An 18364-nucleotide genomic window follows, 5' to 3' on the forward strand; every position below is an offset into this window, starting at 1 on the left:
CGCTGTCCCGCTCTCCCGTTGTCCTTCATGTATCGCCCCTCCCACACGAACAGGAGACCGAAGGTGCCGGTCCTTCCTGGAGCCGAGCCGTACCGCCACGAGGGCGGCAAGGTCGGCGTCCTCCTCTGCCACGGCTTCACCGGGTCCCCCCAGTCGCTGCGCCCCTGGGCCGAGCGGCTCGCCGAGCGTGACCTCACCGTCTCGCTGCCCCTGCTGCCCGGCCACGGCACCCGCTGGGAGGACATGCAGCTCACCGGCTGGCAGGACTGGTACGCCGAGCTGGACCGCGCGCTGCGCTCCCTGGCCGACCGCTGCGACCAGGTCTTCGTGGCCGGCCTCTCGATGGGCGGCACCCTCGCCCTGCGCCTCGCCGCCCGGCACGGGGACACGGTGAGCGGGGTCGTGCTCGTCAACCCCGCGATCCGGATGCACGGCCCGGCCGGGTACGCGCTGCCGGTCCTGCGCCATCTGGTGCCCTCCACCAAGGGCATCGCCAGCGACATCGCCAAGCCGGGCAGTGCGGAGCTGGGCTACAGCCGGGTCCCGCTGCACGCGGCGCACTCGCTGCGCGCCCTCTTCCGGGTGGTGGACCGCGAACTGCCGCAGGTCACCCAGCCGCTGCTGCTGCTGCGCAGCCCGCAGGACCATGTGGTGCCGCCCGCCGACTCGGCGCGCGTCCTCAGCCGGGTCTCCTCGCGCGATGTGCGTGAGGTCCTGCTGGAACAGAGCTACCACGTCGCGACGTTGGACCACGACGCGGACCGGATCGCGCAGGAGAGCCTCGCGTTCATCGGCCGGCTCGCACCCAGTGTCGGCAAGGAAGGGACGGCCACAGGTGGCTGAACACGACTCCGAGCGCGAGGACCGTGAACCGGAGGAGCGTGGCGTGCCGTTCGACGAGGACGCGGCCTGGGCGGCGATCGTCGCGGGGTACGGCGAGGAACCGAAGGACCCGCCGGGCGCCAAACCGTTCAAGTCGGTCGAGGACCTGGCCCTGTTGGAGCCGGGGACGAACGACCCGGTGGAGCCGGAGGGCCGCACCGGGCCGAACAAATCCGGCAGACCTGACGGACCCGACGGACCTGACGGACCCGGTGCTTCCGGTGGACCTGACGGACCCAATGGACCCGACGGAATCGGTGCTTCCGGCAGAACCGAGGCGCCTGCGGAGACCTCCGGCCCGGTCGCACCCGGCGCGGGCGGGACCGGGACCGGTGAGGCCGACGCGGGCACGGCCGAGAAGGCTGAGCCCGCCGGACCCGCAGGACCCGCCCGGCCCGCAGGACCCGGCACGCCACTGGGCGGCTCCATCTCCTTCGCCCCCGGCGTCGGTCCGCGCGACTACACGCCGAAGGAACCCGCCGAGGGCGACTTCGACGAGGACGACGAAGGGCACTTCGTGCCGCCGGAGCCGCCGCCGCTGCCGGACGCCGACGCCACCGCCAAGTTCGCCTGGCTGGGCCTGATCGGCGGCCCTGTGCTGCTCCTGGTGGCGGTGCTGCTCGGCTGGGACATGACCTGGTGGCTCGCCACCCTCTGCATCGGGGGCTTCCTCGGCGGCTTCGCCACCCTGGTCGTCCGGATGGGACCGGACGACGAGGACGACGGCAATCCGGGCCGGGGGGCGGTCGTCTAACCCGCCGCCTGCTGAACGGGCCTGCCCCGGGCGGGGATCCGGAGGGCGGCCAGGACCGGGAGATGGTCCGTGGCCGCTCTCAGGTCCGCCTCGGTCACGCCGGGCTGGTCGAGCGGGACCCCGCAGCCGAGCACCTCGACGCCCGGGGTGGCGAACAGCGCGTCGATGCGCTGGTGCGGGTCGGCCGGTGTCGAGGTGTGCTCGCCGCCCCAGGGCGCGGTGGCCCAGCCGTCCTGGAGTCCTTCGGAAAGCCGCTGGAAGGTGCGCCCGGTGGGGCGTTCGTTGAGGTCGCCGCCGACGACGGCGTGCTCGGTGCCGAGGGCGGCGAGCCGGTCGAGGAGCAGCCCGCCCTGGGTGCGGCGCTCCTTCTCGTTCAGCGACAGATGGCAGCTGAGCACGCCGAGCCTGGCGTCGCCGAAGCGGACCACGGCGGTGGCGAAGCCGCGCCGGTGCAGTCCGGGGGTGAGCGGCAGCAGCACGTCCTCGGTCTGTTCGACGGTGGCCCGCAGACCGCACAGGATCGCGGGGCCCGCGGCCGTGCCGCCGCCGGTGAGGACGACCTGGCCCGAGGCCGCGGCGAGGCGCGCGAGCTTCTTGCGCCAGCGGAAGAAGCGTGGGGCTTCCTGGAGGAGGACGAGGTCGGGTGCGCAGGCGCCGATGACCCGGGCCAGGGCCGCGGTGTCGTCGCGCAGGGAGCGGATGTTGTAGCTCAGGACCCTGATGACCGCGGAGCCGTCGGGCTCGGTGCGGGAAGGGGGGAGCAGCGGCATGGTGATCAATGTACGCCTCACGCGCGGGGGCGCGAGACCCGCGTCGCGAGCCGGGGATACGGCTCGCGCGCCGGTCTCGCGCCCCGGGGTGCGGGTGCTTCCCCGCGGTGGCCGGTCGCGGACCGCGTCACATGATGGGGTCGGGCTCCCGGGCCAGGTCGGCGGCGCCGACCAGGCCGGCCTCGTTGCCGAGCTTGGCGGCGATCACGTCGGCGACCGGGCGCCAGTTCCCGCCGACCAGCCAGCGCTTGTACGACTTGCGGATCGGGTCGAGGACCAGTTCGCCCTCGTCCGAGAGGCCGCCGCCGACGATGAACGCGGACGGGTCGAAGAGCGAGGCGAGGTCGGCGAGGCCGGCCCCGGCCCAGCGGGCCAGCTCGCGGTAGGAGTCGACGGCGACCGGGTCGCCCTGCCGGGCGGCCATGGAGATGTGCTTGCCCTCGATGCCGTCCGGGCTGCCGTCGCCGAGGCCGAGGAGGATCTCGGCGTGCTCCGGGGTGGCGTTGGCGCGCTGCTTGGCGTAGCGGACCAGGGCGCGGCCCGAGGCGTACTGCTCCCAGCAGCCCTGGGAGCCGCAGCCGCACAGCAGTCCGTCGGGCACCATGCGGATGTGGCCGAACTCGGCGGCGACCCCGAAGTGGCCGCGGCGGAGCTTGTTGCCGATGATGATGCCGCCGCCGAGGCCGGTGCCGAGCGTGATGCAGATGACGTTGCGGTGGCCCTTGCCCGCGCCGAACCGGTACTCGCCCCAGGCCGCCGCGTTGGCGTCGTTCTCGACGACGACGGGGAGGCCGACGCGGGCCTCGACCTTCTCCTTGAGCGGCTCCTGGCGCCAGTCGATGTTCGGCGCGAAGTACACCGTGGAGCGCTGGCGGTTGACGTATCCGGCGGCACCGATGCCCACGCCGACGATCTCGTGTCCGGCACGCGCGCCCTCCACGGCGGCGGCGATCGCGTCCACGATGGCGTCGGGCGTGCCCGGAGTCGGCACCTTGTGCGTCGAGAGGATGTTGCCGTCCTCATCGACCACGCCGGCCGCGATCTTCGTGCCGCCGATGTCGACGCCGATGGTGAGTCCCATGAATCCCTCAGTTTCGGTCGAGCCCCGCTATGGCCAACCGTACCCGAGGGGGAGTTCAGTCCACGTCGATGCGTTCGCCCGTGGACGGGCCGTCGTCGCCGTCGTCGGGGCCCTTCGCGGGCTTCCGGTCGCGGTCCTGGTCCGCGGCGCGGGTGGTCCAGCGCCCTTCCTGGGTCTGGACGGCGGAGCGGTAGGCGGCGAGCAGTTCGCCGCCCGCGGCGGCGAGGTGGTCGAAGACGTCCGGGTTGCGTTCGATGACGGGTTCGACGGCGGCCCTGGCCTGCTGCACGACCTGGCGCACCACCTGCTGGGCGGCCGGTCCGCCGACCGCGCCGAGCAGCGGTGAGCCGGACGCCGAGAGCCGGTCGGCGACCGCGTCGACCAGCTTGCGCAGTTCCTCGGCGGCCGAGCCGGGCGGCGGGCCGTGCCGTTCGCGGCGGCGGGCCTTCTCCTCGGCGAGGTCCTCGGCGCACGCGGTCGCCCAGGCGTCGGCGTCGGTGGCCCGCGCCTTCTCGGCGGCCTGCGGCTCGTCGTCATCCGACCGGGGGAGCTGTTCGCTCATGACGGACTCCTGACTACGGTTCGTCCCTCCGACGTTACCCGAACGGCCGCCGGAGGTTCACCGGCCGCCCGGCCACAGCGCGGGATCGGGCGCGAACCGGATGCGCAGCTCGCCCTCGCGCAGCGACGCCCCGGCGACGGTGCAGCGGCGCAGGGCGGACGGCAGGGCGACGATCCGGCGGAACGGGCCGACGGTGAGGACGAGTTCGTCGCCGCGTCTGATCAGGTCGAGTTCGTCGCGTATCGCGCCGGGCAGCGGGAGGTGCCAGACGAGGACGCCCTCGTCGGCGAGGGCGTCGGTGACCGGCCAGTCGACGGCGGAGGTGGTGTCCCCGGGGCCCGGGACGGCGAGGGCGGTGAGGTCCTCGGGGCCGCGCGGGTCCTGGCCGAGGTGGGCGACGGGGCGGACGTCGTGGCCGCCGCGCCACTCGTCGAGCACCTTGCGCTGCTGGGCGACCGGTCCGGCGAGCCAGCCGTCGGCGGCGGCCTCGGGCAGCACCCGGCTGGCGACCAGCAGGTCGGGGCGCAGGCCGCGGACGGCGAGCGCGAGGACGGCGGTGCGGACGGCGTCGGCGCCGGCCGGTCCTGGTTCGGCGACCAGCCGGACGACGGTCGCGGGGTCGGCGAGGACGGCCTCGACGGCGCCCAGCTCGACCTCCCAGCGGGCCGCGGTCTCGTAGAGCCACTCGGCGGGCATGGGGACGCCGGCCAGCCGGCCGAGGACCGGGCGCAGGGCGCGGGCCGCCTGCCGTTCGGAGGGCAGCAGCCGGCGCAGGTAGCGGCGCAGCTCGCCGGGGAGGGCGAGCAGCGCGAGGGCCTGCGCGGTGGGTGGCAGGTCGACGACGAGGAGGTCGTGGGCGTCGGAGAGGGAGGCGTCCCGCAGGGCGCGCAGCAGGGTCAGCTCCTCGGCGCCCGGCAGCGGGGTGACCTCTTCGGCGTCCAGGCGGGCGGCGCCGAGCAGGTCGAGGACGCTCGCCGCGCGGTCCTGGAAGGCGGTGAGGTCGGTGCGGAACCCGGCGGTGGCGTCCGGGCGCCAGGCGGTGAGGCCGGGGGCGACGGTCACGGGGGCGGGGCCGGTCGGGGTGCCCAGTGCCGCGCCCAGGGTGTCGGCGCGGTCGGCGCCCAGGAGCAGGGTGCGGGTGCCCGCGCGGGCGGCGGCGACGGCGGTGGCCGCGGCCACGGTGGTGCGGCCGGCGCCCCCGGGGCCCGTGATCAGGATCGTGCGCATGGGGGTGAACGCTACCGTCCGGCGGGGTTGGCGCCGGGCGCCGTCACTTCTCCCCCGACTCCACGCGGGTCTTCAGCCCGGCCAGCGCGCGGTCGATGATGACCTTCTCGGCCTTGCGCTTGATCATGCCGAGCATGGGGATCTTGACGTCGACGGTCAGCCGGTAGGTGACCTCGGTGGCGTCGGCGCCGACCGGCTTCAGGAGGTAGGAGCCGTCGAGCGAGCGCAGCATCTGGGACTTGACGAGGGTCCAGGAGACCTCGTGGTCGCCGGTCCAGGTGTAGCCGAGGGTCTGGTCGTCCTTGATCGCGCCGGCGTCCATGACGAGGCGGACCTGCTCGGCGCGGCCCCGGTCGTCGGTCGCGAGGATCTCGGCCTCCTTGACCTCGCCGGTCCAGTCCGGGTAGCGGGCGAAGTCGGCGATCACCGCCATGACGTCGGCCGGCGCCGCCTCGATCGTGATGCTCGAACTGGTGTGTTCCGCCATCGCCGTGGCTCCTCCGGATACGTGCCGGTAGACAGGTCGTCGTGCGCACGAGTGTGCAGCGTGAAGGCTACCGCGCACGGGAGTGGCCGCCGTCACCCCCCACCTGCGTCAGGTCACCATTCGAGGGCCCAGGGACGGCCGGTCGAGGCGAAGTGTCCGACGTTGACGCACTCGGTCGCGCCGATCCGCATCCGGCGGGCCAGCGGCTGGTGGACGTGGCCGAAGAGGGAGTAGCGGGGGCGGGTGCGGCGGATGGCGTCCAGCAGGGCGCGGCTGCCGCGTTCGAAGCGGCGGGCGACGGTGTCGTAGACCAGTTCGGGCACCTCGGGCGGGATGTGGGTGCACAGCACGTCGACCTCGCCGACGGCCTCGATCTTCGCCGCGTACTCCTCGTCGCTGATCTCGTACGGGGTGTGCATGGGGGTGCGCAGGCCGCCGCCGACGAAGCCGAAGGTGCGGCCGCCGATCTCCACCCGCTGCCCGTCGAGGACGGTGGTGCCCCGGGCCGCGTACTCGGGCCACAGGGGCGGGACGTCGACGTTGCCGTAGGTGGCGTACGTCGGGGTCGGGAAGGCGGCGAAGAGTTCGGCGTACTGCTTGCGCACGGCGCTCTCGATGGCGGCGGCCCGGCCGGTGCCGATGGAGCCCCAGAGGCGGGCGCCGAACGCGCGGGCCTCCTCGAAGCGGCGGGCGGTGCGCAGCTCGACGATGCGGTCCGCGTTCTCCTCGCCGAAGAGGTCGGGGAAGATGCCGCGCGAGTGGTCCGCGTAGTCGAGGAAGAGGACGAGGTCGCCGAGGCAGATCAGGGCGTCGGCGCCGTCGCCCGCTCTGGCCAGGTCACGGGCGTTGCCGTGCACGTCACTGACCACATGGACGCGTGTTCTGCCGCGAGCGGGCGGTGTGGGTGCCATGGCGATCAAGGGTAGGCGGGCGGGGCGGGCGTGAACAGTGCCGACCGGAGCCGCTGTTACTGGCCAGTCAGTTAGCGGGTGGACTACCGTACGCGCAGGAACACCCATGGGTGTGATGCGGCGAACATCTCGCCGGGACCCCCTGTCGGAGGAGCCATACCGGCGGGTAACGTCCGGGCGGTCCAGTCGTGCTCGGACTCTCGACAGCGAGATCCCCGAGCACCTGCCCGAGCCTTGGACCGCACCGTCGCATCGCACAACGTCGTGGCGCCGGCGCCCTATGAGGAGCAGCAGTCTTGCGCGAGTTCAGCCTTCCGGCTCTGTACGAGGTCCCGGCGGACGGCAACCTGACCGACATCGTCCGCAGAAACGCCGCGCAGCACCCCGAGGTCGCCGTCATCGCCCGCAGAGCCGGCGGGAGCTGGCAGGACGTGACGGCGACGGCCTTCCTCGCCGAGGTGGTGACCGCCGCCAAGGGCCTCATCGCCTCAGGTGTGCAGCCGGGCGACCGGGTCGGCCTGATGTCGCGCACCCGCTACGAGTGGACGCTGCTCGACTTCGCGATCTGGAGCGCGGGCGCGGTCACCGTCCCGGTGTACGAGACCAGCTCGCCCGAGCAGGTGGAGTGGATCCTCTCCGACTCGGGCGCGACGGCCTGTGTGGTGGAGCTGGACTCCCACACGGCGACCGTCGAGTCGGTGCGCGAGCGGCTGCCCGCGCTCAAGCACCTGTGGCAGATCGAGGGCGGTGGCATCGAGGAGCTCGGCCGGCTCGGGCAGGACGTCTCGGACGCCACCGTCGAGGAGCGCGGCTCGCTCGCCAAGGCCGACGACCCGGCGACCATCGTGTACACGTCGGGCACCACCGGCAGGCCCAAGGGCTGTGTGCTGACCCACCGCAGCTTCTTCGCGGAGTGCGGCAACGTCGTGGAGCGGCTGCGGCCGCTGTTCCGCACCGGCGAGTGCTCGGTGCTGCTGTTCCTGCCGCTGGCGCACGTCTTCGGGCGGCTGGTGCAGATCGCGCCGATGATGGCGCCGATCAAGCTGGGCTGCGTCCCGGACATCAAGCACCTCACGGACGAGCTGGCGTCGTTCAGACCGACACTGATCCTGGGCGTCCCGCGGGTCTTCGAGAAGGTCTACAACGCGGCGCGGGCCAAGGCGCAGGCGGACGGCAAGGGCAAGATCTTCGACCGGGCCGCCGACACCGCCATCGCGTACAGCAAGGCGCAGGACACGCCGTCGGGTCCCTCGCTCGGCCTGCGGATCAGGCACAAGGTGTTCGACAAGCTGGTCTACGGCAAGCTGCGCGCGGTGCTCGGCGGGCGCGGCGAGTACGCGATCTCCGGCGGCGCCCCGCTGGGCGAGCGGCTCGGCCACTTCTTCCGCGGGATCGGCTTCACAGTTCTTGAGGGCTACGGCCTCACCGAATCCTGCGCGGCGACGGCGTTCAACCCGTGGGACCGCACGAAGATCGGCACGGTCGGGCAGCCGCTGCCGGGCTCGGTGATCCGGATCGCGGACGACGGCGAGGTGCTGCTGCACGGCGAGCACCTGTTCAAGGAGTACTGGAACAACCCGGGGGCGACGGCGGAGGCGCTGACCGACGGCTGGTTCCACACCGGCGACGTCGGCACCCTCGACGAGGACGGGTATCTGCGGATCACCGGCCGCAAGAAGGAGATCATCGTCACCGCGGGCGGCAAGAACGTCGCGCCCGCCGTGATCGAGGACCGGATCAGGGCGCACGCGCTGGTCGCGGAGTGCATGGTGGTCGGTGACGGGCGGCCGTTCGTGGGCGCGCTGGTCACCGTGGACGACGAGTTCCTCGGCCGGTGGGCGGTCGAGCACGGCAAGCCGGCGGATGCCACCGCGGCGTCGCTGCGTGACGACCCGGATCTGCTCGCGGAGATCCAGACGGCGGTCGACGACGGCAACGCCGCGGTGTCGAAGGCGGAATCGGTGCGGAAGTTCCGCATTCTGCCCTCCCCGTTCACGGAGGAGTCGGGCCACCTGACGCCGTCCCTGAAGCTCAAGCGGAACGTGGTGGCGAAGGATTACGCGGCCGAGATCGAGGCCATCTACGCCAAGTGACCTCCCGGCCCGCTCATGGCGCGGTGTCCTCGGCGAGGACCCGCGCCATCGTGCGTTCCGCGAGCGCGGTGATCGTCACGAACGGGTTCACGCCGATGGATCCCGGCACCAGCGAGCCGTCGGTGACGTAGAGCCGTGAATAGCCCTTCACCCGGCCGTAGGCGTCGGTCGCCTTGCCCAACACGCAGCCGCCGAGCGGGTGGTAGCAGAAGTCGTCGGCGAAGACCTTGCTGGACGAGCCGAACAGGTCGTAGCGGTAGATGGTCGCGTTGGCCGCGTTGATCCGGTCGAAGAGCTTCTTGGCCATGGCGACGGAGACGGCGCTCTGCGCGGCGCTCCAGCCGAGCTTCACCGTGCCCGAGGCGGAGTCGTAGGTGAAGCGGGCCCGTTGCGGGTTCTTGGTGATCGCCAGGTAGAGGCTGATCCAGGTCTCGAACCCGATGGGCAGCGGGGCGATCTCCGCGAAGACCGGGTTGTCGGTGTTGGCCCAGTCGTCGATGCCCATGACCGGCATGGTCGACTGGCTGGCGCCGACGGTGTCCCAGACGTGGTTGGCGCGCGCCACCATCGTGTTGCCGTTGGTGCCCCAGCCCGCGCCGACGCTCGCGTCGAGGTCGGGCAGGGTGCCGGTGTCCCGTGCCCTGACGAGGAGTTCGGTGGTGCCGAGGCTGCCGCCGCCGAGGAAGAGCGAGGCGCAGCCGTACTGCTTGGTCTCGACGACCGCGCCCGTGGTGTCGATCCGGTCGACGGTGAGCAGGTAGCCGCCGTCGGCGGCCCGGGTGATGTCCCGCACCTTCTCCAGGGTGTGCAGGGTGACGTTGCCGGTGCCGAGGGCGGCGGCGAGGTAGGTCTTGTCGAGGCTGCGCTTGCCCTGGTTGTTGCCGTAGATGACCTCTCCGGCCAGCGCGGACCTGGTGGCGGTGCCGGCCGCCTCGCGCTGCATGTACCCGAAGTCGTAGACGTTGGGCACGAAGGTGGTCTTCAGCCCCGCGGCGCCTGCCGCCTTCCGCGAGGTGCGGGTGAACCGGTACCAGTCGGTCGACTCGAACCAGGCGGGGTCGACGGTGTTGACGCCGAGCATGGCACGGGCGCGCGGGAAGTACGTGCCGTACATCTCGGCCGCGTCGACGGCCGGGAACTGCTCGGCGAAGTAGGACGGGAGCGGGGTGACGGCCATGCCGCCGTTGACCAGGGAGCCGCCGCCGACCCCGCGGCCGACGTAGACGGACATGTTGTCGTAGTGCACCCGGTCCAGGACTCCGGGGTAGGGGGTGATGTCCCGGTTGACGAGGTCGAGCCAGAGGAAGCTGGCCAGCGGGGCCTCGGTGCGGCCGCGGAACCACATGGAGCGCTGGTCGGGGGCGCTGGTGGCGCAGAAGACCTTGCCGTCGGGGCCCGCGGTGTTCCACAGCCGGCCCATTTCGAGGACGACGGTGCGGATGCCGGCCTGGCCGAGGCGCAGGGCGGCGACGGCACCGCCGTACCCGGAGCCGACGACGATCGCGGGGGCGCTGTCGACGGCGGCGGGTTCGACGGCCTGTGCGGACTGGAGGCCGATGCGGGTGAGGCCGGCGGCCGCGGCGGTCTGGAGGGCGACCATGCCCAGGATGTGACGTCTCGTCAGCTGACGCTGCATCAGTTTTTCTGTCATGCGCGCAGCATCGGCGGATTATCCGCTTCCGCCTAGAGCAGCGTCCTCAATGTCTGGGCCAACAAATCCCAGCGCCACTTCTCCTCGACCCACGCCCGGCCCCGCTCCCCCATCCGGCGCCGCAGCTCCGCGTCGCCGAGCAGGGCGACCACCCGCTCGGCGGTCTCCTCGGCGGAGCCGCCGCGCACCACCCAGCCGGTCTCGCCGTCGAGCACCGCGTCGGGGGCGCCGCCCGAGTCGCCGGCCACCACCGGCAGCCCGGTCGCCGACGCCTCCAGGTAGACGATGCCGAGGCCCTCCACGTCAAGACCGCCGCGCCGGGTCCTGCACGGCATCGCGAAGACGTCGCCGGCGCCGTAGTGGGCGGGCAGCTGGGACCAGGGCACGGCGCCGGTGAAGCGGACCGAGCCGTCGACCCCGGTCTCCCGCGCCAGCCGCCGCAGCTCCTTCTCGTAGGGCCCGCCGCCGACGATCAGCAGCACCGCGTCCGGCTCGGCGGCCAGGATCCGCGGCATCGCCAGGATCAGCGTGTCCTGCCCCTTGCGCGGGACCAGCCGGGAGACGCACACCACGACCGGCCGGTCGGTGAGCCCGAGCGCGGCCCGCACGGCGTCGCCGCCCGAACCGGGGTGGAAGGTCTTCTCGTCGACACCCGGCGGCAGTTGGACCATCCGGCCGGCCGCCCGCGGGGTCAGCGCGGCGGCGATCCGCGACCGCGTGTACTCCCCGAGGTAGGTGATCGTGTCCGTCGACTCCCCGATCCGGCGCAGCAGTTGCCGTGATCCGGGCAGTTGGGCCCAGCCCGCCTCGTGGCCGTGGGTGGTCGCCACCAGCCGCTCGGCCCCGGCCGCGCGCAGCGCGGGCGCCATCAGCCCGAGCGGCGCCGCCGCCCCGAACCAGACGGACGTGCAGCCGTGTTCACGCAGCAGCCCGACCGCGCGCCTGGTCGCGCCGGGCGTCGGCAGCAGCATCGTCGTACGGTCCCTGACGACGGTGAAGGGCTGTTCGGCGTCGAAGGCGGCGGTGGCCTCGACGCCCTCCCGGGTCCGCTTCCAGGTGGAGGCGTAGACCACGAGCCGCTCCGGGTCGAGGCGCAGCGCCATGTTGTGCAGGAACGCCTGGATGCCACCGGGGCGGGGCGGGAAGTCGTTCGTGACGATCAGGGTCTTGTGCATCGCCGCCGACCCTATCCAACGGCGGCCTGGCGGCCGGGCCTGGCACGTCGTGTGGCACGCTCGCAGTCGGGCGGGACATCATGTTCCCCTCAAGACGGGACGCGGACGGCAGGGGATCACGTGAAGACGACGGCGCGGCCACCGGTGTGGCTGCTGGGGACCTGGGGTGCGACCCGCCTCCTGCTGCTGTTGTTCGTCTTCAAGGTGTGGGTCTTCCCGGGACCTGACGTCACCAGTGACGTCTCCGTCATCTACCAGGGCTGGTTCGAGGTGCTGCGCACCGGTTCCTTCCCGCTGGACGACGTGACGTGGCAGTACCCGCCGGCCGCCGCCCTCGCGATCCTCTCCCCCGGCCTGCTGCCGTTCCTCGACTACGCGCACGCCTTCTTCGTGCTGGCCTTCGCCGCCGACCTGGCCGCCTTCGCGCTGCTCGGCTGGGCGGGCGGGCGCCCCGGCAGGTCCCCGCGCGGCGCCTGGGTGTGGGTGGTGGGCGTACCGCTGCTCGGCCCGACCGTCTACGCCCGCTACGACGTGATGGTCACCGCCGTCGCGGTCGCCGCGCTGCTCGCCGGGGCCCGGCACCCGCGAGTCATGGGCGCGCTGATCGGCCTCGGCGCGATGCTGAAGGTGTGGCCCGCGCTGCTGCTGGTCGGGGTGCGCCGGTGGACCGTGTGGCTGGCGGCGCTGGTGAGTGTCGCCGGGCTCGCCGCGCTGTTCGCGGTGTCGATGCCGGGCGCGTTCGCGTTCCTGACCTTCCAGCGCGACCGGGGCACCGAGGTGGAGTCGCTCGGCTCGCTGGTCTTCCACATCGCCAGGCACCACGGCTGGGGCGGGCAGGTGCTGCTGAACTACGGCTCGGTGGAGTTCGTCGGCCCGTACGTGGGTCTGGTGAGCACGGCCGCCCTCTTCCTGACCGGCATGGCGTTCGGCTGGCTGCTGCTGTGGCGGCTCGCGGCGACCCGGTTCGACGGGCGCACGGCGGCGGACGCGGCGTTCGTGGCGGTGCTGCTGTTCACCGTGACCAGCCGGGTGATCAGCCCGCAGTACCTGGTGTGGCTGATCGGCCTCGCCGCGGTCTGCGTCTGCTTCCGGGGCAGCCGGATGGGGGTGCCCGCGGTGCTGGTCCTGGCGGCGAGCGGGGTGACGCTGCTGGAGTTCCCGATCTGGTTCTCGCACGTCGTGCAGAGCGACACCCTCGGCGTCAGCCTGCTGGTGGTGCGCAACGGCCTGCTGGTCCTCGCCACGCTCGTCGCGGCCCGCACCCTGTGGCGGGCGACGGCCCGCCGCGACACCCCGGCCCGGCTGCCCGGCCAGGCGACCCGCGACAGGGAGTCGTCCGTCCCGTCCTGAACGGTCAGCCGAACTGTTCGTCCAGGTAGTCGCGCCACCGCTCGGTGAATTCCTCCGGGGTGGTGCCGAGGGTCCGGCGCAGCGCGTCCGCCACCGAGCCCGACCGGCCGCGGTGGTCGCCCACCGCCCGGTAGAACCGGCCGAGCCGCTCCTCGCCCCACTCGTCCGCGATCATCCGGCAGGCCAGCCAGCCGCCCTCGTAGGCCCGCGCCAGCTCCGTCGCGTCCCGGCCGAACCCGAAGTCCTCGTCGGTCGGCAGCGCCTTCGGCAGGTCGCCCTCGGCCACCGCGCGCGCCAGCTCGGGCGCCGCCTGCCGCGGGGTGCGGCCGGTGCCGCGGTAGCCGACCCAGTCCGCGTACCCCTCGGACAGCCAGAGCGGGGTGGCGGAGCTGGTGTGGGCGCGGCTGGCGACATGGGTCGTCTCATGGGTGAGGACGACCTGTCTGCCGAGGTCGCCGAGGACGGCGTACGCCTCCGGGTTGACGATGACGCGGTCGGCCGGCGCCTTCGCCGCGCCGCCCACCTCGCCGGTGGTGACGGCCGCGATGCCCCGGTAGGCGGAGGCGGGCGTGCCCAGGAGCCCCGCCATGCCCTTCAGCGTCCCGGGGACCAGCACCATGACGTGGGCGGCCCAGCCGCTCCCCCAGGCCGCGGAGACGGCCGGTACGGCCCGGTCGGCGAGGTGCGCGTAGGAGCGCAGCGCGGCCTGCGGCTGCCCGACGCCGAGCACCAGGGCGTGCGCCCCGCGCACCGCCGTCACCCGGCCCTGGTCCCAGAGCTGCTGGGGCGTCTTCGCGGCGGGCCGGTCGGCGTCCACGGACCACTGCCCGTCGGCCCGCCTGGAGAGGGCGAGGGCGCGGCGCACGGTGACCGGGGCGGTGTCGTAGCCGCGCACCCGGTAGCTGAGTTCGGCGTCGGCGGTGGCGTCGTCGCCCGAGCCGTGCACCGAGGTCACCCGGTACGACCAGGCGGCCAGCGGCACCGCGCGCACGTTCTCGAACCAGCCGAGCGTGCCGGTGGCCAGGAAGGCGGCCCTGTCCCCGGCGAGGACGGCGGCGGCCCGCCGGTCGAGGACCCGCTGGAGCCGCGCGGTGTCGGGGCTCCCGGTGCGCTGCCCGCCGCACGACACCAGACCGGCGAGCAGCAGCGCGAGAAGCACCGCCGCCCTCGTCGACCCGCGCCCACGACCAGCCACGTCCCGATCGTACGGGCAGCGGCGCGGGGAGGTCAGACCCGCGTGATCGAGGAGATCGGCATCATGCCGACCCGGTCGTAGCGGACCGGGGCGCCCGGGTAGGGCGCGTGGATGACCTGGCCGTTGCCCACGTACATCGCGACATGGCTGGCGTCGGCGCGGTAGGTGATCAGGTCGCCGGGGCGGGCCTGGGAGAGCGGGACGTGCTGCCCGGCGGACCGCTGCTCCTGCGAGGTGCGCGGCAGGGCGACGCCGGCCCGCGCGTACGACCACTGCATCAGGCCCGAGCAGTCGAACCCGGAGGGGCCGTTGGCGCCCCACACGTACGGTCTGCCGAGGGCGGAGCGGGCGGCGGCGACGGCGGCCGCGGCGCGCGCCGAGGGGGCGGCGGCGCCGCCGAGGGAGGGGAACCCGAGGCTGTCGCGGGTGGAGCGGGAGGCGCGGTCGTAGGCGGCGCGTTCGGCGTGCGGCAGGGAGGCGAGGAGCCGGCGGGCGGTGGCGAGCTTCCTCTCGACGGTCCGCTTGTGGGCGGCCACGGCCTTGCGGCTGCGGTCGAGTTCGGCGAGGCTCCCGAGGGCCTCGGACCGCTCCTGGTCGAGTTCGCGCATCGCCGAGGTCAGGTCCCGCAGCCGGCCCGCCTCACGGGCGTTGATCCGGTCGAGGGCCGCCGCCTTGTCGAGGTAGTCGGCCGGGTCGTCGGAGAACAGCAGCGCGAGCGAGGGGTCCATGCCGCCGGAGCGGTACTGGGCGCCCGCCAGCGAACCGAGCGTGTCCCGGAGGGAGTTGACGCGCTCCTGCTGCCTGGCGATGCGGTCCTGGGTGTCGGAGACCTCGCGGCGCAGCTCACCGGCGCGCTCGTCGGCCTTGTTGTAGGCCTCGGTCGCCTTCTCGGCGGCCGCGTAGAGCCGGTCGACCTCGGTCCTGGTGTCGGTGTGCGGCGCGGCGTCGGCGGGTGCCGCGCAGAGACCGGCGGCGGCGGCCGACAGGACGCACAGGGCGGTGCCGGCGCCCCGGTTGAACCCGGACGACGGTGCAAGGCGGCGATGGGAACCCACGAGAAGCCGCACTCCTTCCGCTGGCGGACGAGGAACGCGGCAGACAGTAGCCCCGTGACAGGGGGTCGGCCAAAGACCGCCGTGCGCACAGACGGTGACGCCCCGCCTCTGACGCAGGTCATGGGCGGGGCGTGGGGTCAGCGAAGGCTCACCGGATTCGCCCGTTCGGGCGGTGTGTCGCCCGGATCCCGGGGGAGCCGGACGACCGGGAGGCGACTCAGATGCGGACGCCGAACTGGAACGGCATGTTGCCGATCGACTCGTAGCGCACGACGGTGCCGGTGCGCGGGGCGTGCAGCACCTGGCCGTTGCCCGCGTAGAGGCCGACGTGGTGCTGGTCGCCGTAGAAGATCACCAGGTCGCCGACCTTGAGGTCGCTCGCGCTGTAGATCCGGGTGCCGGCGTTGGCCTGGGCCTGGGAGGTGCGCGGGATGGTGACGCCGGCCTGGGCGTAGGCCCAGGAGGTCAGGCCCGAGCAGTCGAAGGACGACGGGCCGGTGGCGCCGTAGACGTAGGCGCTGCCCAGCTTGGTCTGCGCGGCGGCGAACGCGGCGGAGGCGCGGCCCGAGGCGCTGGTCGCGTTGCCGAGGTCGACGCGGGTGGTGGAGGAGCGGCTGGCGCGCTCGTCGGCCGCGGCGAGCGCGGCACGCTCCGCCGCCGTCAGCGAGTTGAGCAGCTTCTGCGCCTCGGCGAGCTTGCCCTGGACTTCCTTCTTCTTCTTGCCCAGTTCGGTCCGGGTGGAGGCGAGGTCCTTGAGCTTGCCCGAGGCCTCGGAGCGCTCCTGGGCCAGCTCGCGCTGCTTCTCCTGGATCTTCTTCAGCGCCTCGACCTGCTGGCCGCTGAGCTGGTCGGCGGTGGACGCCTTGTCCAGGTAGTCCTCGGGGTCCGAGGACAGGAACAGCTGGAGCGAGGAGTCGATGGAGCCGGTGCGGTACTGGGCGGCCGCCGCGAGACCCATGGAGTCACGCAGCTCGTTGAGCTCCTCCTGGCCGCGGGCGACGTCGTCCTGGATGGTGGAGATCTCCTTCTGGAGCTTCTCCTGCTTCTCCTTGGCCCCGTTGTACTTCTCGGTGGCCTGCTCGGCCTGCTCGTAGAGCTTGTCGACCTTGGACTTGACCTCGTCCTTGCTCAGCTTCTCGCTGGGTGCCGCGTTGGCGGCCTGGGAACTGAGGGCGACAGCGGCGGCGGCTGCGGTGGTGAGCACAGTCACACGAGCGCGGCTCGGCTGCTTCGGTCGACGATGGGACGCCACGGACGCGGGCTCCTTCATGTGAGTGATCACCCGTTCGGAGGTTCGAGCCCAGACCATAGTGATGTTCTTGTGATCAGTTCAAATCCTCGAGTGAAAAATGTCTGTCACCGACCGCATTCTTTACACTCAATTCACGTGCAGTGATGCTCGGTTGACGCTACGTTGCGTCACGAAACCATCAATTCGGGCATTGAGCCTGTTCGTTGACGTTCGGGACAGCCACGGTGAACGGACACCGGAACGGGCGCCGCGACAGCGGTCAGATCAGCCGCTTCAGGAGCATCGCGGACGCGATCGGGCGGGCGCCCGCACGGGCCACCCCGTCGGCCACCTCACGGTCCGTCGAGGCCACGATGACCGGACGCCCCGGCGGCTCCGCGCGCACCAGCTGGCGGATCAACTCGTCAGCCGTGACACCGGGTTTGGAGAACAGCACCCGCACCCCGCGCGGCGGCGCGAGCAGCACCGGGGCGAGCAGTTCGGCGCCGTCGAAGACACAGGTGACCTCGGCGCCGGTCTGCGCGGCGAGCTGGGAGAGCTGGCCGAGCAGCCGCAGCCGCTGCTTCTCCAGCGGCATCTGCGGATAGCCGGTCTTGGTGACGTTGTAGCCGTCGACCACCAAGTGCGCCTGGGGCAGGGCGAGAAGCTGGTCGAGAACGGCCGGATCGTGCTCCGACAGGGCCCGCGCGGCGATGTCCTTCGGGGTCATCCGCCCCGGCTCGACGGCGTCCACGGTCTCCGCGGGGCGCACCGCGACCGGCGGCAGCGCCAGCTCCCTGCGCAGCCCCTGGGCCGCGTCCAGCACGGTGTCGAGCAGCAGCCGCAGCCGCATGTCCTCGACGCTGCGCCCCTCGCGGGCGGCCTTGCGGGTGGCTTCGAGGGCCGCCTCCGCCTCGCCGAGCCGCGCCTTGAGGCGCCGGGTCTCGCTCTCCGCCGCGGACACCTGGGTCTGCCCCTCGGCGCGGGCGGCCTCGGTCTCGGTCCGCAGTCTGCGCAGGGCCGCCTCGCCGCGCTTGACGTCGCTGAGGGCGGCGCGGAGCTTGCGGTGCAGCGACTCCGCCTCCCGCCTGACCGCGTCGAGGTCGGCGCGCAGCCGCTCGGTCTCGGCCCGGGTGTGCTCCCGGGCGGCGGCCAACTCCTCGCGCAGCCGGTCCAGTTCGGCGCGGCTCTCCTCGTCGGCGCGTTCGGCGTGGGCCCGTTGGGCCTCCTCGCCCGCCGCCGTGACGAGCTTCACCCAGCCGGTGGGGCGCAGCACATAGGCCGCGGCCGCCACGTCGAGCGGGTCCGCGGCCGGGGGCGGGGCGCCGGAGTCGAGGGCGCCGGCCAGTTCGGGCTGGGCCTCTCTGAGCCGTTCACCGATACGCTGGCGGAACAGCGCGTCGGTCTCCAGCGCGGAGGCCATCGCGTTGCCCGCGAACTTGGCGCGGCGGCTCGGGGTGAACCGGGCGTACTGCCGCAGCTGCGCGGGCAGCTCGCCGACGGTCAGCCCGCCGAAGCCGTCCGAGGCGATCTGGACGACCCGTTTGCGCACGCCGTCGGGCAGCGGACGGTCGAGCACCTCGGCGGCGCCGTCGCCCGGCGCCCCGCCCGTGGTCTCCACCATCCGTCACACCCCTATGCCTGTGCGGGGCCCGCTCCTGTCAGGAGTCGGCGCCCGGCCTGTCCACTAGTTCCACCTGGTCCACCGCGTTGCACCACCGGCAGCGCACCGACTCGATGGTCTCACTGACCACCTCGCGCTCCTCGACCTTGGGCTCGCCCGCGAGGTCGAGGTGGACGTACTCCACGACCTTCGAGGAGCGGGTCACGTCGAAGCGGGTGAGGTTGCCGCAGAGCGTGCAGCGCCACCGCGTCGAGGCGGTCGGCAGGGGAACCGTCATCGTGGCGTGTTCACTTTCCTTCTAGTGTCCGTGACGCGC

The 18364-nt window shown here is 73.1% G+C and carries 17 protein-coding genes; 4 read left to right on the forward strand and 13 right to left on the reverse strand.

The window, feature by feature from the left end; translation table 11 throughout:
* The first annotated feature begins 63 nt into the window (after positions 1-63).
* Complete coding sequence (locus DDJ31_RS10425; protein ID WP_127180554.1) at positions 64-843, forward strand: alpha/beta hydrolase; 780 nt, start codon at positions 64-66, stop codon at positions 841-843.
* Positions 836-1636, forward strand: a complete 801-nt coding sequence (locus tag DDJ31_RS10430) for a hypothetical protein (protein WP_127180553.1) — start codon at positions 836-838, stop codon at positions 1634-1636. Before DDJ31_RS10425 ends, DDJ31_RS10430 begins: the two co-directional genes overlap by 8 nt.
* On the opposite strand, the gene DDJ31_RS10435 is transcribed toward DDJ31_RS10430, so the two are convergent.
* From DDJ31_RS10435 to DDJ31_RS10460, 6 genes are all read right to left on the reverse strand, one after another.
* Positions 1633-2406, reverse strand: coding sequence for an endonuclease/exonuclease/phosphatase family protein (locus tag DDJ31_RS10435; protein WP_127180552.1), 774 nt, complete (start codon positions 2404-2406; stop codon positions 1633-1635). The genes DDJ31_RS10430 and DDJ31_RS10435 overlap by 4 nt on opposite strands.
* Positions 2407-2533: 127 nt before the next feature.
* Positions 2534-3487: an ROK family glucokinase gene (locus DDJ31_RS10440; protein ID WP_127180551.1), complete on the reverse strand. Its 954-nt coding sequence runs from the start codon at positions 3485-3487 to the stop codon at positions 2534-2536.
* A 55-nt stretch (positions 3488-3542) separates the two neighbouring features.
* The gene (locus tag DDJ31_RS10445; RefSeq protein WP_127180550.1) at positions 3543-4049 is read right to left on the reverse strand and encodes a DUF5304 family protein; all 507 of its coding nucleotides are present in this window, start codon (positions 4047-4049) and stop codon (positions 3543-3545) included.
* Between the two features lie 57 nt (positions 4050-4106).
* Positions 4107-5276, reverse strand: a complete 1170-nt coding sequence (locus tag DDJ31_RS10450) for an ArsA family ATPase (RefSeq protein WP_127180549.1) — start codon at positions 5274-5276, stop codon at positions 4107-4109.
* A 43-nt stretch (positions 5277-5319) separates the two neighbouring features.
* Positions 5320-5763 (reverse strand): SRPBCC family protein, encoded by a 444-nt coding sequence (locus DDJ31_RS10455; protein WP_127180548.1) that lies wholly within the window; start codon positions 5761-5763, stop codon positions 5320-5322.
* A gap of 113 nt (positions 5764-5876) precedes the next feature.
* Positions 5877-6674 (reverse strand): metallophosphoesterase family protein, encoded by a 798-nt coding sequence (locus DDJ31_RS10460; protein WP_127180547.1) that lies wholly within the window; start codon positions 6672-6674, stop codon positions 5877-5879.
* 296 nt (positions 6675-6970) lie between these two features.
* Here DDJ31_RS10460 and DDJ31_RS10465 point away from each other — a divergent pair, with 296 nt between their 5' ends.
* Positions 6971-8767 carry an AMP-dependent synthetase/ligase gene (locus DDJ31_RS10465; protein WP_127180546.1) on the forward strand — a complete coding sequence of 599 codons (1797 nt, stop codon included), beginning with the start codon at positions 6971-6973 and terminating at the stop codon, positions 8765-8767.
* A gap of 13 nt (positions 8768-8780) precedes the next feature.
* Here DDJ31_RS10465 and DDJ31_RS10470 read toward each other — a convergent pair whose 3' ends face one another.
* Together DDJ31_RS10470 and DDJ31_RS10475 are read right to left on the reverse strand one after the other, a co-directional pair.
* Positions 8781-10367 (reverse strand): GMC oxidoreductase, encoded by a 1587-nt coding sequence (locus DDJ31_RS10470; RefSeq protein WP_127182867.1) that lies wholly within the window; start codon positions 10365-10367, stop codon positions 8781-8783.
* 83 nt (positions 10368-10450) lie between these two features.
* Positions 10451-11593: a glycosyltransferase family 4 protein gene (locus DDJ31_RS10475; RefSeq protein ID WP_127180545.1), complete on the reverse strand. Its 1143-nt coding sequence runs from the start codon at positions 11591-11593 to the stop codon at positions 10451-10453.
* Between the two features lie 120 nt (positions 11594-11713).
* Between DDJ31_RS10475 and DDJ31_RS10480 the strand changes: the two genes are divergently transcribed.
* A complete protein-coding gene (locus DDJ31_RS10480; protein ID WP_127180544.1) occupies positions 11714-12943 on the forward strand; it encodes a glycosyltransferase family 87 protein in 1230 nt (409 codons plus the stop codon).
* 4 nt (positions 12944-12947) lie between these two features.
* Here DDJ31_RS10480 and DDJ31_RS10485 read toward each other — a convergent pair whose 3' ends face one another.
* From DDJ31_RS10485 to DDJ31_RS10505, 5 genes are all read right to left on the reverse strand, one after another.
* A complete protein-coding gene (locus DDJ31_RS10485; protein ID WP_127180543.1) occupies positions 12948-14138 on the reverse strand; it encodes a hypothetical protein in 1191 nt (396 codons plus the stop codon).
* Between the two features lie 32 nt (positions 14139-14170).
* Positions 14171-15193 (reverse strand): C40 family peptidase, encoded by a 1023-nt coding sequence (locus DDJ31_RS10490; RefSeq protein WP_127180542.1) that lies wholly within the window; start codon positions 15191-15193, stop codon positions 14171-14173.
* A 217-nt stretch (positions 15194-15410) separates the two neighbouring features.
* Positions 15411-16445 carry a C40 family peptidase gene (locus DDJ31_RS10495; protein ID WP_127180541.1) on the reverse strand — a complete coding sequence of 345 codons (1035 nt, stop codon included), beginning with the start codon at positions 16443-16445 and terminating at the stop codon, positions 15411-15413.
* 259 nt (positions 16446-16704) lie between these two features.
* The gene (locus DDJ31_RS10500; protein ID WP_127180540.1) at positions 16705-18048 is read right to left on the reverse strand and encodes an NYN domain-containing protein; all 1344 of its coding nucleotides are present in this window, start codon (positions 18046-18048) and stop codon (positions 16705-16707) included.
* A gap of 37 nt (positions 18049-18085) precedes the next feature.
* Entirely contained in the window at positions 18086-18325 is a 240-nt protein-coding gene (locus DDJ31_RS10505; RefSeq protein ID WP_020137397.1) for a hypothetical protein, read from the reverse strand.
* Positions 18326-18364 lie beyond the last annotated feature (39 nt).

The organism is Streptomyces griseoviridis, assembly GCF_005222485.1.
Classification (GTDB): domain Bacteria; phylum Actinomycetota; class Actinomycetes; order Streptomycetales; family Streptomycetaceae; genus Streptomyces; species Streptomyces hintoniae.

What these genes read in the sequence shown, in the direction of transcription:
- DDJ31_RS10435 (WP_127180552.1), bottom strand. Translation starts at nt 2,406, where the DNA reads ATGCCGCTGCTCCCCCCTTCCCGCACCGAGCCCGACGGCTCCGCGGTC.
- DDJ31_RS10450 (WP_127180549.1), bottom strand. Translation starts at nt 5,276, where the DNA reads ATGCGCACGATCCTGATCACGGGCCCCGGGGGCGCCGGCCGCACCACC.
- DDJ31_RS10475 (WP_127180545.1), bottom strand. Translation starts at nt 11,593, where the DNA reads ATGCACAAGACCCTGATCGTCACGAACGACTTCCCGCCCCGCCCCGGT.
- DDJ31_RS10455 (WP_127180548.1), bottom strand. Translation starts at nt 5,763, where the DNA reads ATGGCGGAACACACCAGTTCGAGCATCACGATCGAGGCGGCGCCGGCC.
- DDJ31_RS10505 (WP_020137397.1), bottom strand. Translation starts at nt 18,325, where the DNA reads ATGACGGTTCCCCTGCCGACCGCCTCGACGCGGTGGCGCTGCACGCTC.
- DDJ31_RS10445 (WP_127180550.1), bottom strand. Translation starts at nt 4,049, where the DNA reads ATGAGCGAACAGCTCCCCCGGTCGGATGACGACGAGCCGCAGGCCGCC.
- DDJ31_RS10470 (WP_127182867.1), bottom strand. Translation starts at nt 10,367, where the DNA reads ATGGTCGCCCTCCAGACCGCCGCGGCCGCCGGCCTCACCCGCATCGGC.
- DDJ31_RS10440 (WP_127180551.1), bottom strand. Translation starts at nt 3,487, where the DNA reads ATGGGACTCACCATCGGCGTCGACATCGGCGGCACGAAGATCGCGGCC.
- DDJ31_RS10500 (WP_127180540.1), bottom strand. Translation starts at nt 18,048, where the DNA reads ATGGTGGAGACCACGGGCGGGGCGCCGGGCGACGGCGCCGCCGAGGTG.
- DDJ31_RS10460 (WP_127180547.1), bottom strand. Translation starts at nt 6,674, where the DNA reads ATGGCACCCACACCGCCCGCTCGCGGCAGAACACGCGTCCATGTGGTC.